Origin of the sequence: Saccharomonospora xinjiangensis XJ-54 (assembly GCF_000258175.1) — a bacterium.
GTDB classification, from domain to species: domain Bacteria; phylum Actinomycetota; class Actinomycetes; order Mycobacteriales; family Pseudonocardiaceae; genus Saccharomonospora; species Saccharomonospora xinjiangensis.
In genome coordinates, this window is the sequence record NZ_JH636049.1 from 1,415,365 (window position 1) to 1,430,829 (window position 15,465).

Consider the following 15,465-nt stretch of genomic DNA (forward strand, 5'->3'; position numbering starts at 1 on the left):
TTAGTGCCGCACGTAGAGGCGCAGCGTCGCGTATCCGGTCACGGCCGAGATCAGCACCGACGTGCCCAGCAGGATGGGCGCGACGGGGAAGAGGATGTCAACCAACTCGATCTTGGGGATTACCGAGCCCGTCGCCCCGATGATCGAGTCGAGCACCAGGTAATTCAGCGCGACCAGCCCACCCGTGCCGAGGACCGCGCCAGCCACCCCGGCGACCACCGCCTCCAGCAGGAACGGCAGCTGCGTGTACCACCGGGTGGCGCCGACGAGACGCATGATGCCCACCTCGGTACGCCGGGTGAAGGCAGAGACCTGAATGGTGTTGGCGATCAGCAGCACCGCGGCGAGAGCGGCGATCAACGCGACGATGAACGTCCCGTTCCGCCCCGCGTTGAGGATGCCGAAGAACCGTTCGAGGAACTTGTTCTGGTCATCGATCTGGTAGACGCCCTCCGTGGCCGAGTACTCCTGAACAAGCACCTCACTGCGCTCAGGGTTGACCAGCTTGACCTGCAAGGATGACGGCAGGGACTCGGGACGGGCGAGTTCGACGAGCTCAGGCTGCCCCGCGAAGATCTCCTGGAACCGCTTGTACGCCTGGTCCCGGTTCTCGTACACCACCGACTCGACGGCGGGGTTCGTCTCGAGCGACTGCCGCAGCGAGGTGCACGTGCTCGAGGAGCAGGTGGGGTCGTTCGAACTGATCTCGTCGTTCAGATAGACGGTCACCTGGACGTCGTCGAGGTAGTTCGCCTTCATCTTGTCGATCGTGCGGACGAACAGCAGACCACCACCGAACATCCCGAGCGAGATGGCCGTGGTGAGGATCATCGCGATGGTCATCGTGACGTTCCGGCGAAGACCGGTGAAGACCTCGCTGAAGACGAAGCTGGCACGCATCGGTAGGGGGTTTCCTTGGGTCGGGGGGACGTGGGGATGGTGCGGGGAGCCCGGGTGTCAGCGACCGACGCCGTACACGCCGCGCCGGTCGTCGCGGACCACGCGACCGTGATCCAGCTCGACGACCCTGCGGCGCATCGAGTCAACGATGGAGTGGTCGTGGGTGGCCATCAGCACCGTCGTTCCGGTGCGGTTGATGCGCTCCAACAAGAGCATGATGTCCTGGCTCGTGTCGGGGTCCAGGTTTCCTGTCGGCTCGTCCGCCAGCAGGACAAGCGGACGGTTCACGAACGCGCGTGCGATCGCGACCCGCTGCTGCTCACCACCGGACAGCTCCTTCGGCATCCGGTCCGCCTTGCCGTCGAGACCGACCAGTTCCAGGACCTCGGGGACGACCCTGTCGATGGTCTTCTTCGGCTTGCCGATCACTTCGAGGGCGAACGCGACGTTTTCCGCCACGGTCTTGTTGGTCAGCAGACGGAAGTCCTGGAACACGCAGCCGATGGTCTGTCGCAGCCTCGGCACCCTGCGCCGGGGCAGTTTGGCCACGTCCACGTTCGACACGATCACTCGGCCATGGCTGGGCACCTCCTCCCGCAGCAGCAGCCGCAGGAAGGTTGACTTCCCCGACCCCGACGGACCGATGAGGAAGACGAACTCGCCTTTGTCCACGTCCACCGAGACATCCGCGAGCGCGGGACGCTGGGAGGTCTTGTAGACCTTGGAGACACTCTCAAGCCGGATCACGGTCGGCCATCCTACAGTCGAAGCCGGTTAAGCCTCGGTTGACCACCGGCTCCGCACAACCCGCCCTACGCGACCTCGGCCTGCTGCTTGCGCCACCGGATGCCGGCCTCAAGGAAGCCGTCCAGCTCACCGTCGAGCACCGCCGACGGGTTGCCCACCTCGTGTTCGGTGCGAAGATCCTTCACCAGCTGATACGGGTGCAACACGTAGGAACGCATCTGGTTGCCCCAGCTCGAACCGCTGTCGCGGAGCGCGTCGAGCTCCTTGCGCTCCTCTTCCTTCTTTCGCTGGAGCAACTTGGCCTGGAGCACCTTCATCGCCGATGCCTTGTTCTGCAACTGCGACTTCTCGTTCTGGCACGACACCACGATGCCCGTGGGCAGGTGGGTGATGCGGACGGCCGAGTCGGTCGTGTTCACGCTCTGCCCACCAGGCCCCGACGAACGGTAGACATCGACCCGGATGTCCTTCTCCGGCACCTCCACGTGGTCCACCTCCTCGACCTCGGGAAGCACCTCGACATGCGCGAACGAGGTCTGCCGCCTGCTCTGGTTGTCGAACGGGGAGATACGGACGAGGCGGTGGGTGCCCTGCTCGACCGAGAGAGTCCCGTAGAGGTACGGCCCGCTGACCTTGAAGGTGGCCGACCTGATGCCTGCCTCCTCTGCGTACGAGATGTCATAAACCTGGGTCGGGTAATCGTGTCGCTCGGCCCACCGCAAATACATCCGCAGCAGCATCTCCGCCCAGTCGGCCGCGTCAACACCGCCTGCCTCCGACCGGATCGTCACGACGGCGTTGCGCTCGTCGTACTCGCCGGAGAGCAGTGTGCGGACCTCGAGGGCGTCGATGTCGCGGGAGAGTCCCGCGAACTCCGTTTCCACCTCGGATCGGCTCGCCGCGTCACCCTCGGCCTCCGCCAGCTCGTGGAGGACGGTGAGGTCGTCCACCCGCTGGCGCAGCTCGGTGACCTTCCGCAGCGACGCCTGCTTGTGGGAGAGCTGGCTGGTCACCTTCTGCGCGGTCTCCGGATCGTTCCAGAGGTCCGGGCGGGCGGCTTCCTCCTCCAGCTCGGCGACCTCCTTGCGGAGCGAATCCAGATCCATCACGGCCTCGATCTGGGCCAGCTTGCCGCCAAGGTCCTTCAACGCAGCTTCGAAGTCGGCACTCACAAAACACAAGGTTACGGCAAATCGAGCGACCGCTTCCCTCGCGGTCGCTCCGACTCGCCGTCCCCGCGCTTCCGGCTCTGTCCGCCGCCGCCGGCCCTCAGGCCGACGACACGGTGTCCAGCAACTTCAACGCGGCCCTCGCATGCGCTTGACCGAACTCCGCGACCGCCTTCTCCACCGGGTCGGTCGCGGCCTTCACGGCAGCCTTGGCCTCGTCGAGTTCGGCCTTGTAGGTCTCCCTCGCGGCATCGAAGAGCCCCGCGCGCTGCTTCGGCGTCAGCACACCGGAGTTGACGACCCTGAGGATGAGCGGGCTCCGCAGGTGGTCGGGCGAGGACGCACTCGTCAGCCAGGCCTTGAAGGCCTTCTTCCCCCCTGCTGTGAGGACGTACTGCTGGCTCGAGCGTGGCCCCTGCTTGCCGAGCCGCACATAACCTTCCTTGTGCAGCGCGGGAAGCTCCCGGTAGACCTGGCTCCTCGTGACGCTGAAGAACGTGCCGAATCGTTCCTCAGCCGCCGCGACGAGTTCGCCACCGGTAGCCGGACCGTCGTGGAGCAAACCAAGCAATGCTGCGGCAGTTGCGTTCAAATCGGACACGTCCTCTACGGTGCCACGAAAATCGAGATCTGTCCACAGTGGTCAAGCTTTCGTCCACAATGGAACGGCTGGTTCACCCTGCGCACTGGACCGCATACACGAAGAAGGCCCGGATCATTGCGATCCGGGCCTTCTTCGTTTCGTAGCGGGGACAGGATTCGAACCTGCGACCTCTGGGTTATGAGCCCAGCGAGCTACCGAGCTGCTCCACCCCGCGTCGTTGTGATTTCCACTCTAGCACATCCGTTTTCCCCTCTTTCGAGGGGGTCCGGGAGTGTGTCGGCCGTGGCTCTCACCTCTTCGGTGACACCCACCTTACGCCAAGGTAGCGCCTCGGCGCAAAGCGGGTGTCCCGTAGATCACATGATCGTCAGTTGCCCGACCCTGTGAGCTCCTCGTATCGCTGGGCGGCCGCGTCGAGTTCCTGCAGCGCCTTGCCCTGTGCCTCGAAGTCACCGGACTTCTGAGCGTCCTTCAACTTCCGCAAGGCGGTCTGGATGTCGTCAACGGCCTGCGCGATCTCGGCCTCGTTCTGGTCGCCGTTCGCGGGCGGGCTCGCCTGGTCGTCGCCCCCGGGGTTCTGCGGTGGTTGCTGCTGATCGCCCGTGTCACCGCCTGAGCTGCCGTCGTCGGCCGGACCGGTCGCGGCCTCTCCCGTCCCTTCACCGAACACCTCGTCCAGTGCCTCGTTGAGTGTGGACGCGACGCCGATACGGCCGCCGAACGACACCAGCACCCTCGCGAGCTGTGGGTAGCTCTGGGCGTTGCGTTGCTGGATGTACACCGGTTCCACGTAGAGGAACCCGCCCGCGACGGGCAACGTGAGCAGGTTGCCGTAGATGATGTCCACGCTCTGGTTGCCGAGCAATGTCCGGTCCTGGGTGAACTTCGGGTTGCTCTGGAAGGCGTTCTGGACCTGAACCGGACCTTCCAACTGCTGGCCGCCACCGGTGGGCAGCTTGAGCACCGTCATCTTGCCGTAATCGTCCGGTTCGGACGACACCGTCACCCACGCCGCCAGATATTGCCGAGCCAGCGGCGTCAACGCGCTCGTGATCTGGAACGTGGGTTCCTTCTGGCCCGGCGCCTGCGCGTAGATGTAGTAAGGCGGCTGGTTGGCCGTGTCGGAGTTCGGATCAAGGCCGCCTTCCTCGGTCGGATCCTGCGGCACGTTCCAGAACGTCTGCGTCGAGTAGAACTCCTGTGCGTTCTTCACGTGGTACTTCGTCAGCAGCTCACGCTGCACCTTGAACATGTCCTCGGGGTAGCGGAAGTGCTCCCGCAGCTCCGGAGTGATCTCCTTGTTCGGCTTCACCAACCCGGGGAACGTCTTCATCCACGTCTTCAGAACCGGGTCTTTCTTGTCCATCTCGTACAGGGTCACGGTGCCGTCGTACGCATCGACGGTGGCCTTGACCGAGTTGCGGATGTAGTTGATCCGGTTGTCCTGCTGCCGTGCAACCCCGGTGAGCGAGTCCTGTGTCGCTCCGCCGAGAGACGTCCGCTGCGCGTACGGGAAGTTGTTGAGCGTGGTGTAGCCGTCAACGATCCACTTGATGCGTCCCTCGACCACGGCGGGGTAGGGGTCGCCGTCAACGGTGAGCCACGGCGCGATCTTCTCGACCCGCTCACGCGGATCGCGGTGATACATGATTTTGGCGCCGTCACTGATCTGGTCGGAGAACAGGATGTTGCGTTCCCCGTACTGCGCCGCGAAGACCAACCGGTTGAACAGGTTGTCGATCGGGACGCCGCCCTTGCCTTCGTACAGGTAGCTCCGGTCGGTCGCCGTGTCGTACTCGCCGGGCGCCTGTCCCTTCGTACCGCCCACGATCGCGTAGTCGGTGGCCAGTTCGCCGTAGTAGATCCGTGGCTCGGTGACCTCGATGCCCGCCCCTGTGGGGTTCTGCGTGTCGCTCGTCCTCGCCAGCGGGTAACCGCCGTCGCTGTTGGCGTCCTCCAGCGCGCGGTCGATCGTGTTGGCAGGCGCCGCGACGAACCCGTTTCCGTGCGTGTACACCAGATGCCGGTTGATCCAGGTCTGCTGATTCTCGGCGAGACCGCTGGTGTTGATCTCCTTCGCCGCGACGATGTACGCCTGCCGCTCCCCGTCAACCGTGTAGCGGTCCACGTCGAGCTTCTTGGGGAAGCCGTAGAAGTTCTCGCGGCCGACCCGCTGGGTGAAGGTGGAGCTCAGCACGTTGGGATCGAGCAGCCGGATGTTCGGGATCGTGCCCGAGTCCGCCCTGATCTCCTCAGGAGTCGCGTTGCTGTTGCCCGTGTAGTCCTCACGCATGTCAACGTGTCCGGGGTCCAGCTGATAGGCGTACTTGGTGGCCGCCATGTTGTGCTCGATCGACTGGGCTTCCTTCTCGTTGGCGTTCGGCCGCACGGAGAACTGCTCCAGCACGGCAGGCCACGCAACGCCCAGGATCAAACCGGAGAGCAGCAACAGCACCAACGCGATCGCGGGGAGCTGGATGTTCTTGAGGAACGCCCCGACGAAGAACGCGATGGCGCAGAGCACCGAGATGCACAGCAGGATCAGCTTGGCAGGCATGGCCGCGTTCAGATCGGTGTAGGCGGCCCCCGTGAAAAGGTCGTTGCGCCCAGACAGCAGCAGCTCGTACCGGTCGAGGAAGTACTCGAGCGCCTTGAAGAGCACGAACACGCCGATCATCACGAGCAGATGCACCCGCGCAGGCCCTGAGACCTGGCCGCCCCTGCCCGCGAGCCGCACACCGCCGAACAGGTAGTGGGTCACCAGCGCACCGAAGAACGAAATGACCAGCGCGACGAAGACCCACCCGAGCAACCAGCCGTAGAACGGCAGGTCGAAGGTGAAGAAGCTGGCGTCCTTGTCGAACACCGGGTCGGTTCTGCCGAAGTCGGTGCCGTTCAGCCACAGCTGGACGACCTGCCAGTTGCCCTGCCCGCTCGCGCCCGCGATGAGGCCCGCGACGACCGGGATACCGATGCCGAAGAGCTTGGTCCTTGCCGCGATCAGCGTGCGGTACCGCGCGAGCGGGTCCTCCGCGCTCGACACGGGAACGAACACGGGTCGGTTGCGGTACGCGAGCCACAGGCTCAGAGCGAGCAGCCCGCCCACGAGCAGGCCCGTGGCGAAGAACAGCGCCACCCTGGTCAACAGCATCGTCGTGAAGACGCTGCGGGCGCCGACCTCGCCGTACCAGAGCCAGTCCACATAAGTGTCCAGCAGACGGGCGCCGAGTAGGAGCAGAAGAACGATGACGGCCGCGATGATCAGCAGCACGCGGGCACGCCGAGAAAGTTTCGGCAGACTGGCTGGGGGCCGGGTGGCCACTACGCACACTCCCCGTGGTCAAGGCTGTCGTTGTCAGGGCGCCGACCTGCGGGCGTCCCTGGTTACCTAACTGTACGGATCGCGACCCGAGTTCCCGAAGACACCCAAATCGGGCGCCGCGCGGGCCGTTCCCGTCACCTGCCAGGATGGCGTCATGACGGAGAGCGAGAACCGGGCAGGTTCCGGAAGGGTAGCCGCGCTGGCCCGCGAGGTCGAGGAGTTCGTCGCGAGCGGCGGCTGGGACCAGAGGCCACAACTGTTCGCGCTGGTGCCGACGGCGGACATCCTCCGCCAGCAGCCCGAGCTCGCAGGCCAGTTGGACCAGGAAAGCGAGTTCACCCCGGTCGCGCAGGACGAACTACCCGATGGCGACCTCGGCCAGGCTCTCGGTCGAATCGCGTGGCCCGACGCCGTTCACGGGTGCGCGCTCGCCCAGGAGATCATCGTGCTGCCGCCCGACGCAGAGTCGGAACTCCCCGCCCTGGCCGAAGCCACCGCCGAGGGCGAGGTCACCGAGCAAGACCTCGAGCGTATCCGGCAGGCCGCGGCCGACCATCCACGCCGCACCGAGGCCCGCCTGGTCGCCGCCGTCCTCCGCGATGGCTCGGCCTCCTGTGTCATGCGTCTGCGCGGCGGTGTTCCCGGCAGCAACGCCCCCGAGGTTCCCGACGAGATCGTCGAGAGCCCTGACCTCGCACCGAACCTGATCGAGGCACTGCGAGCGACCCTCCAACCTTGAGACCGGCCTCAGGTACCGCAGGACGGCGCCGGGCGTCCCTGTGACAGGAGCTCCAGTGCGTCAACGGCGTCGTCCAACGTGGCCACCTTGACCAGCCGGAGCCCCTCCGGCGCGCCCGCCACCGCCTCGTCGCAGTTGCCCTCCGGAACCAGAAACGCCGTGGCACCGGCTTCGTGGGCCGCGACGAGCTTGAACGTGATGCCGCCGATCTCTCCCACATTGCCCTTCGAGTCGATCGTCCCCGTGCCCGCGACGTGCTCACCTCCCGTCAACTGACCGGGAGTCAGCTCGTCCACGATGGCCAGCGCGAACATCAACCCTGCCGAGGGGCCACCGACATCCTCCAGCGCGATGTCCACCGTGAAGGGCACCTCGGCGCTGTCGGCAGGCTGGATGCCGAGGAATCCGTACGAGCCGTTGGGATGCCGTGCCAAGGTCACCGACTCGGTGCGCTCCGGCTCCTCGCCCCGCATGAACGTCACGGACACCGTCTGCCCTGGACGAGTACCGCCGAGTACCTCACGGACCGCTTCGGAGTCGGCGACCTCCTTGCCGTCCACCTTGACGATCCGGTCGCCGGGTTCGAGGACGTCCGCGGCGGGGCTGTCGCCGACGACCTGATCGACCACCGGAACCACCGGGTGGCCGAGCTCGCGCAGAGCCGCGACCTCGGCGTTGCTCTGCGAGTCCTGGAACTGCCTCAGGTTCTCCTTGCGTACTTCCTCCTCCGACTGACCAGGACGGAAGTACTCCTCCCTCGGGGCGAGTGCGTAACGTCCGCTGAGCCACATTCCCAGCGCGCCGAACATCGTGATGTTGTCGTTGAGGGACACCGTGGTCATGCGCAGCTCACCACCGGTGGGATACGTTCGCTCGCCCTCGACCTTGATGACCTCGGTGCCGTCCACCGCGCCGAGCGTGTCGAAGGTCGGCCCCGGCCCGAGCGCCACGTACGGCACGCGCACGAAAGCGCCGAGGACGGCGAATGTGAGCATGAGGAGACCGCTGACCACCATGGTCCAGCCGCGTCTGCTCAACCGGCGCCGGTCGCGCACGAGGTACGGCTTCGCCCCGTCGTGGTCACTGAGTGTGCCGACAGGACGCCCTGCGGAATCCTCGGTGGGTGCCGCCTTGTCCGGGGAGTCACTCACGTGACCAGCCTACGGATCGCACGTGGCGCGTTCGCCGTGGGCGTCACAGTCCGTTCTCCGCCCGTCCACCGAGCCGCGTACGGTGGTGTTATGAGCAACCCACCGTTCGGCTTCGGACTGCCCGATCCCGACAAAGGCCGCGACAACGAATCGTCGGGCGGGCAATCCGGCTCGGGCCCCGACGCGTTCCAGCAGCTTGGGCAGATGCTCAGCCAGCTCGGGCAGATGCTGAGCCAGGCAGGCAGTACGTCAGGGCCGGTGAACTACGACCTGGCCAAGCAGATCGCCCTTCAGCGGCTCGGTTCCGAGGGCCGGATGGGGTTCACGGCGGGGGAGGAGTCCAGCGAATCGGCCGTCCGAGACTCGGCTCATCTCGCGGAACTCTGGCTCGACGAGGCCACGATCCTGCCTGCGGGAGCCACGACCACCGCGGCGTGGACAGCTCGGGACTGGATCGACAGAACGCTCCCGACCTGGCAGCGGCTGTGTGACCCTGTCGCGAAGCAGGTCTCAAGCGCGTGGATGCAGGCACTTCCCGACGAAGCCAAGCAGGCGGCAGGCCCGCTGCTCTCCATGGTGGGACAGATGGGAGGCATGGCGTTCGGCTCGCAGCTCGGCAACGCACTGGCGGGGCTCGCCTCCGAGGTGCTGACCTCCACGGACGTCGGACTGCCGCTCGGCCCCGAGACGACGTCGGCCCTGCTGCCCCAGAACATCGCCAAGTTCACCGAGGGACTGGAACGACCGAAGAGCGAGGTTCTCGTGTACCTCGCCGCCAGGGAGGCAGCACACCAACGGCTGTTCGCCCACGTCCCATGGCTGCGGCAACGCCTGCTGGCCACCGTCGAGGAGTTCGCGTCGGGGATCACCGTGGACACCAGCGCACTCGAACAACTCGCCGGCCGCGTCGATCCGACCAACCCGGCCAGCATCGAGGAAGTGATGTCCTCCGGCCTCCTCGAACCGCAGACCACCCCGGGGCAGAAGGCGGCGCTCGGCAGGCTGGAGACGCTGCTGGCGCTCGTGGAGGGCTGGGTTGACGTCGTGGTGGCCGACGCCGTCGGTGAACGCCTTCCCGGGGCTGAGGCGCTGCGCGAGACACTGCGGAGGCGGCGCGCGACGGGCGGGCCTGCCGAGCAGACGTTCGCCACGCTCGTGGGCCTCGAACTGCGTCCTCGCCGAATGCGCGCCGCGTCGGCTCTGTGGAAGCTCATCGGCGACCGGCACGGCATGCAGGCCCGCGACACCCTGTGGACCCACCCCGACCTCATGCCGACGGCCGACGACCTCGACGATCCACTCGGCTTCGCCGAGCGCCTCGGGGACACAGGCGCTCTCGATGACGGTGTCGATCCGATCGCGGAGCTCGAACGCGCAGAGCGAGCCCGCAGGAGCGAGAGCGAGCCGGGCCCGGAAGAGGAACGTCGCGACGAGGGCGACGGCGAGAACGGCGTCGCCGGACGAGAGCCCGGCGACGTCTGAGGTGCGGACGGGATCAAGACTGTTCGAGTGGTGAACCGCCCAGGCGTTCGGCTGCCGAGAGTCCTTCGAGGTACCCGATGGCCCTCTCGGTCTTCGGGTACCGGTTGACCAGGTTCCAGAACGTGCGATTGTGCTCGGCGACCCTCAGGTGTGCCAGCTCATGGACGAGGACGTAGTCGAGTACCCACGACGGCACCTCCCTGAGTCGTTCGCTCACCCGGATGGTGCGATCGGCGGGAGTGCACGAAGCCCAGCGTGTGCGCATGGGCGGAACCCATCTGACACTCGCGGGTTGCGCCGTCCCGTCCAGGTACCGCCGGGAAAGCTGGGTACAGCGCAGGAGGAGAGCCTCGTCGGAGGCTCGAGCGGGATTCGCCCTCCTGCTCTCCGTGCGTTGCAGCTTGCGCTGCATCTCGACGACCCAGTGTTTCTCCTCAGCCTTCGTCATGGTGGCGGGGATCAGCACGACGAGCGTGTCGCCGTCCCGATACGCCGTGACCGTCCGGCGGCGTCGGGGACTCCTCCGGACTTCCACTTTTTCCTGTTCCGCAGCGGGATCACGCTGCGAGCTGCTCCGATTCCTGAGCGAGGGAACCCGTACATCGGCCACGGGGACAACGGTAAGGCCAGGCACCGACATCCCGGTGATCACAGGGGCGGATCGCCCTGACTTGTCCACAGATGCTTCACCCTGTGGACAACTCGCTCACGACGCGTGCGGAATGGTCCGCTCGGGGTCACAGTGAGCACATGACCGGATCGCCGTCGGGAATCGTCTCCCGCGTACCGCTGCCGAGACGCCCGCGCCTTCGCGCGGGGCTGCCCGTCGTACAACGTCGGACAAACGAGATCCAGATCGGTCTTGACGCCCGTCACGCCGTCATCGCCACCGATCTCCCGCCGATTCTGGTGGACGTCCTGCGCGGTCTCGACGGGAGACGAAGTACCGACACGCTTCTCTCGCTGGTGCGCGGCGAGCACGCCGATCGCCTCAAAGCCATGTTGTGGAGTCTCGCCCAACGAGGATTGGTTGAGGACGCCGAGGGCTCCGCACACCGTTCCGGCCTCCCGGTGAGCCCGTCCGGTATCGCGCCGGACTCCGCTGCGCGCCGCTCATTCGGAGTTCACGGAGGCGGTAGGTTGGGGGCGGCCGTCACCGCACTGCTGGCCGGTGCCGGTGTCGCCCGGCTCTGTCTCGCAGCCGACGGGGTCGTCGGCAAGTCCGACGTCGGGTCTGGATTCCACGACGACGATGTCGGCAGAGATCGCACCTCCGCGCTCGCAAACGTCGCGCGGAGGCTCCATCCGGACGTCCGGATCGGCCGTCTCCGTCCCGGTTCTGCTTCCACCGAGCTGGTTATTCTCACCGATGCCGTCGTGCCGGCCCCCGAGGTGGTCACCGACCTCGTCGCGTGGGGTGTGCCGCATCTGGTGGCCCGGGTCAGGGACGGGATCGGCATCGTCGGCCCACTGGTGGTGCCCGGCCGGAGCAGCTGCCTGAGGTGTGCCGATCTCCACAGAGCAGGCAGGGATTCCTGTTGGCCTCGCATCGCGGGTCAGCTCGCGGGCCGGTATCAGGAGGCGGATATCACAAGTGTTTACGGTACCGCGGCGCTGGCGGTGGGCCAGGCCGCTCGAGCGCTCTCGGTGACACTGGGAACACCCTCTGCCCAACCGCCACCGACCTGGAACGCGACACTGGAGCTCGACTGCGTCACGGGCGTTGTCACAAGACGAGAGTGGCCACCGCATCCTCGCTGTCAGTGTGGAGCGCCACAGCGAAGGGCAGGTCACTGACTTCCCTTTCACAGCCGAAACCAGTGCGCGAGCGGTGATCTGGAAGGCAGAATCGCTGGCGTGACGGACTCCCGCGATTCCCTCGGCGATCAGCAGGACGCTGCCCTTCCTCGGCGGACGATGGCGCGAACCGCGAAGCTGGCGAGCTTGCCGCTCGGCATAGCGGGCCGAGCGGTCGGAGGGTGGGGACGACGCCTCACAGGGCAGAGCGCCGAGGACGTCAACGCTGTGCTGTCCGCCAAGGCTGCCGAGCAACTGTTCGAAGTCCTCGGCACGCTCAAGGGCGGTGCCATGAAGTTCGGACAGGCCCTCAGCGTGTTCGAGGCAGCCGTCCCCGAGGAATTCGCGGCCCCTTATCGGGACGCGCTCACGCGCCTTCAGTCGGCAGCACCGCCGATGCCGTCGCGGCAGACGAGGCGAGTGCTGGCCGAACAACTCGGCAGGTCGTGGACCCAGCGGTTCGCCGACTTCGACGACGAGCCCGCTGCTGCGGCGAGCATCGGCCAAGTGCATCGGGCCGTGTGGCACGACGGCAGAGAAGTCGCGGTGAAGGTTCAGTATCCGGGGGCGGACGAGGCGCTGCGCAGCGATCTCAGGCAGTTGCAGAGGTTCAGCAGGCTCTTCCAGGCATTGGTGCCCGGCACGGAGGTGAAGCCGCTGCTCGCCGAACTGGCCGAGAGGATGAACGAGGAACTCGATTACCGCACGGAGGCCGATAACCAACGCCGGTTCGCCAGGGCCTTCTCGGGCGATGACAACGTTTTCGTCCCGAAGGTCGTGGCGAGTGCCCCGAAGGTGATCGTGTCGGAGTGGGTCACCGGCACCCCCTACTCGCGCATTATCGCCGACGGCACCGTCGAGCAACGGAACGCGGCAGGCCGTCTGCTCGCCGAGTTCCACTACTCGTCCCCGGCGAGGGCGCACCTGCTCCACTCTGATCCGCATCCGGGCAACTTCATGCTCCTCGACGACGGGCGGTTGTGCGTCATCGACTTCGGCGCCGTCGCGAACCTTCCCGACGGGGCGCCGCGGGCACTCGGCGTGATGATGCGGCTGGCCCTCGAAGGCAAGTCACAGGATCTGTTCGAGCTGCTGCGGGCCGAGGGATTCGTGCGTCCCGAGGTCGGCCTCGACGCCGACGACGTCTACGCCTGGCTCCTGCCGCTCGTCGCGCCGCTGACGGGCGAGACGTTCCATTTCACGAGGCGCTGGGCGCAGAAGCAGGCGATGCGCATGGGCGACACCCGGAACAAGGATTTTCACATCGGCCGGTCGCTCAACCTGCCACCCCAGTGGTTGCTGATCCATCGGGTAACCGCTGGAGCGATCGGAATCCTGTGTCAACTGGACGCCGAGCTGCCCGTGCGGGCGATCGTCGAACGATGGCAGCCCGGCTTCGCCGACTGACTGAAATCCCCGTCAGCGGTGGGTTGTCCACAGGGACGTTCCTGCCGGAACCGACTGGCACCGTTCGCGGCCGTGGGTTGTCCACATCGGTTGCGAGGCGGTGTCGCGGGGTGGGGGCGCGGTGCAGGCTTGCGGCATGACGACAACGGCTGCTGCGGCACACGCCGCGATCACAGATCCCACACCCACGATGGCCTCGGTTTTCTCGGCCGCGAGCACACCCGCGCGACAGGCTGATCCCGGGGCGCAGGTGCTCTCCGTGGCTCAGTTGCGCTCCCTCGGTGTCCATCCCAGCACGGTCACGAAGCGATGCAGGCCGGGTGGACCATGGCGCCGACTCGCCACCGGCGTCGTCCTGCTCGAAAGAGGTGAACCCACCCGCCACCAGTTGTTGCAGGCCGCTGTCGCGTACCTGGGCCACAGCGTGATCACTGGTGTTGACGCCTTGCGCGCTCACGGCATCGGGTTACCTCCGCCGCCAGCCGTGCGCACGCTCGTCTCCACGCACCGCCGACTCACACCGCCCGCGTTCGTGGCCCTCGAGCGCACCTCACGATTACCTGTCCCGATCATCATTGAAGGGTTGCCGTTCGCACCTCCGGCGCGCGCCACGATCGACGCAGCCCGTCACGAGACGGAGCCCGACCGTATCCGCCGTGTCCTGGCGCTGGCGGTACGCGACGGCCTCTGCACCCTCGACGAACTCGGTGAGGAACTCGGTGAGGGAAACCAGCGCGGCTCGGCAGCTGTTCGGGTCGAACTACGCAAGCTCTCCCGAACCGACACGTGCGACCTGCGGAGCGCAGCCCATCAGCTCGCGCGCCGTTGTCCCCTGCCGCCGCCGCGGTGGGACACGACCGTGTTCACCCGCGACAGACGCCACCTCGGCCAGGTCGATGCCTGGTGGGACGACGTCGGCCTTGCCTGGTCGGTCGCCCCCACCACCTCGCCGCACGGCGGGACTCGGGACGAACCGAGCCATCTCGCACTCGCAGCGGCAGGGGTCGTACTGGTTCGCACCGACCCTTCCGTGCTCCGGCACCACGGTGACCTCGTCGTCGCGGAGCTTGTCGGTGCCTTCCGGCAGGCGGCGCGACGCCCACGTCCCCACGTGTTGGCCGACGCCCGCGTCGTCGCCGCCTGATCAGCGATGATCCTCTCAGCGAGGTCGCACCGCAGTGTGCACGGTGCGGGCGTAGAGCATGAACACGTCGTCACGAGCACCCACGTAGTAAGCACTGTCCGGATCGAGCAGTTCGGCGAGAGTCTCCCTGTCCGCCGGGGCCAGCCGGTCATTCACCACGTCGGCGAGCCAGGTGAACCGTTCCACCACATATCGCCGCACGGCGTCGTCCACGGGAGGAGGATGCTCGACAAGGTAGCTGAACGATGTGGCTTCCACGAGTCCAGCCCGGATCAACGCTGTGGTCCAGCCGTAAGGCATGGCCACCGCACCGTCGATCCTCCCGCGCATGTCGGCGAACCAGGCGTTGCGAGCCGCGTTGAGACGGGACTCCAGACCGGGATGTCCCAGACCGATGTCCCACGGGAGGAACGATTGCCCCGTCCCGCCCTCGGCGAGTGCCAGCCTTCCTCCGGGGGCGAGCAACCGCACAAGGGCTGTGACACCAGCCTGCTGGTCCGGCAGGTGGTGCACCATGGCCGATGCCCAGACCAGATCGGCCTGCGGCACCAGCGAGGCCAGCGGATCGACGGCCACATCGGCGACCACCGTGGTCACCGCGACGTCTCCGCCCCCTGTCTCCTCAGCCATCTCCTGAGCCGCGACGAGAAGCTCCTCGCTCGCATCGATGAGCACGAGCCGACCGCCACCGTTGTCCTTCAGAACCGAAGCCAAGGCGGCGCTCATCCCTCCCGCTCCGCAGCCCGCGTCCACGACGACCGCGTCTTGGGGCAGACCACCCGCGAGTCTCTCGGCCACCTCCTGCACAGCATCGCTTTCGAGAGCGTCAAGCCGACGCAGCTCGGTGAGCCTTGCGGCCCAATCGATGTCGTCATGCGCCCCAGCGGACATGACGGAATCTCCTCCCCTTACCCGCAAAGGCGGGGGCAGCGACGTCCATCGCTGCCCCCGCCCTGCTTAGAACCCCTGACACAGTGGTCTTTTCGGCTCCCGACGCCGAAAA

At 66.6% G+C, this 15,465-nt stretch carries 13 protein-coding genes and 1 tRNA gene; 5 read left to right on the top strand and 9 right to left on the bottom strand.

Features of this window, described 5'->3' with window-relative positions:
• The 6 genes from ftsX to SACXIDRAFT_RS05965 form a co-directional block, all read right to left on the bottom strand.
• A complete protein-coding gene (ftsX, locus tag SACXIDRAFT_RS05940) occupies positions 1 to 900 on the bottom strand; it encodes a permease-like cell division protein FtsX (RefSeq protein WP_006237600.1) in 900 nt (299 codons plus the stop codon).
• 57 nt (positions 901 to 957) lie between these two features.
• Positions 958 to 1,647 carry a cell division ATP-binding protein FtsE gene (ftsE, locus tag SACXIDRAFT_RS05945; protein ID WP_006237601.1) on the bottom strand — a complete coding sequence of 230 codons (690 nt, stop codon included), beginning with the start codon at positions 1,645 to 1,647 and terminating at the stop codon, positions 958 to 960.
• Between the two features lie 65 nt (positions 1,648 to 1,712).
• The gene (gene prfB / locus SACXIDRAFT_RS05950; protein WP_006237602.1) at positions 1,713 to 2,819 is read right to left on the bottom strand and encodes a peptide chain release factor 2; all 1,107 of its coding nucleotides are present in this window, start codon (positions 2,817 to 2,819) and stop codon (positions 1,713 to 1,715) included.
• 97 nt (positions 2,820 to 2,916) lie between these two features.
• The gene (locus SACXIDRAFT_RS05955; protein ID WP_006237603.1) at positions 2,917 to 3,408 is read right to left on the bottom strand and encodes a PadR family transcriptional regulator; all 492 of its coding nucleotides are present in this window, start codon (positions 3,406 to 3,408) and stop codon (positions 2,917 to 2,919) included.
• Between the two features lie 152 nt (positions 3,409 to 3,560).
• Positions 3,561 to 3,634 (bottom strand) — tRNA-Met (locus SACXIDRAFT_RS05960).
• Positions 3,635 to 3,787: 153 nt separating this feature from the next.
• Complete coding sequence (locus SACXIDRAFT_RS05965; RefSeq protein WP_006237604.1) at positions 3,788 to 6,742, bottom strand: UPF0182 family protein; 2,955 nt, start codon at positions 6,740 to 6,742, stop codon at positions 3,788 to 3,790.
• Positions 6,743 to 6,896: 154 nt separating this feature from the next.
• Between SACXIDRAFT_RS05965 and SACXIDRAFT_RS05970 the strand changes: the two genes are divergently transcribed.
• Positions 6,897 to 7,481, top strand: a complete 585-nt coding sequence (locus SACXIDRAFT_RS05970; RefSeq protein WP_006237605.1) for a PPA1309 family protein — start codon at positions 6,897 to 6,899, stop codon at positions 7,479 to 7,481.
• A gap of 8 nt (positions 7,482 to 7,489) precedes the next feature.
• Here the strand turns inward: SACXIDRAFT_RS05970 and SACXIDRAFT_RS05975 are convergent, their stop codons facing one another.
• Positions 7,490 to 8,632 (bottom strand): YlbL family protein, encoded by a 1,143-nt coding sequence (locus SACXIDRAFT_RS05975; RefSeq protein WP_006237606.1) that lies wholly within the window; start codon positions 8,630 to 8,632, stop codon positions 7,490 to 7,492.
• Between the two features lie 90 nt (positions 8,633 to 8,722).
• On the opposite strand from SACXIDRAFT_RS05975, the gene SACXIDRAFT_RS05980 reads away from it, so the two are divergent.
• On the top strand, positions 8,723 to 10,114 hold the full coding sequence (locus tag SACXIDRAFT_RS05980) for a zinc-dependent metalloprotease (RefSeq protein ID WP_006237607.1): 1,392 nt from the start codon (positions 8,723 to 8,725) through the stop codon (positions 10,112 to 10,114).
• A 13-nt stretch (positions 10,115 to 10,127) separates the two neighbouring features.
• Here the strand turns inward: SACXIDRAFT_RS05980 and SACXIDRAFT_RS05985 are convergent, their stop codons facing one another.
• Entirely contained in the window at positions 10,128 to 10,649 is a 522-nt protein-coding gene (locus SACXIDRAFT_RS05985) for a M48 metallopeptidase family protein (RefSeq protein ID WP_006237608.1), read from the bottom strand.
• 215 nt (positions 10,650 to 10,864) lie between these two features.
• On the opposite strand from SACXIDRAFT_RS05985, the gene SACXIDRAFT_RS22265 reads away from it, so the two are divergent.
• From SACXIDRAFT_RS22265 to SACXIDRAFT_RS06000, 3 genes are all read left to right on the top strand, one after another.
• The gene (locus SACXIDRAFT_RS22265; RefSeq protein ID WP_006237609.1) at positions 10,865 to 11,911 is read left to right on the top strand and encodes a ThiF family adenylyltransferase; all 1,047 of its coding nucleotides are present in this window, start codon (positions 10,865 to 10,867) and stop codon (positions 11,909 to 11,911) included.
• 60 nt (positions 11,912 to 11,971) lie between these two features.
• Positions 11,972 to 13,318 carry an ABC1 kinase family protein gene (locus SACXIDRAFT_RS05995; RefSeq protein ID WP_006237610.1) on the top strand — a complete coding sequence of 449 codons (1,347 nt, stop codon included), beginning with the start codon at positions 11,972 to 11,974 and terminating at the stop codon, positions 13,316 to 13,318.
• A 190-nt stretch (positions 13,319 to 13,508) separates the two neighbouring features.
• A complete protein-coding gene (locus SACXIDRAFT_RS06000; protein ID WP_040922491.1) occupies positions 13,509 to 14,462 on the top strand; it encodes a hypothetical protein in 954 nt (317 codons plus the stop codon).
• A 15-nt stretch (positions 14,463 to 14,477) separates the two neighbouring features.
• Here SACXIDRAFT_RS06000 and SACXIDRAFT_RS06005 read toward each other — a convergent pair whose 3' ends face one another.
• Positions 14,478 to 15,353 carry a class I SAM-dependent methyltransferase gene (locus tag SACXIDRAFT_RS06005; protein WP_006237612.1) on the bottom strand — a complete coding sequence of 292 codons (876 nt, stop codon included), beginning with the start codon at positions 15,351 to 15,353 and terminating at the stop codon, positions 14,478 to 14,480.
• Positions 15,354 to 15,465 lie beyond the last annotated feature (112 nt).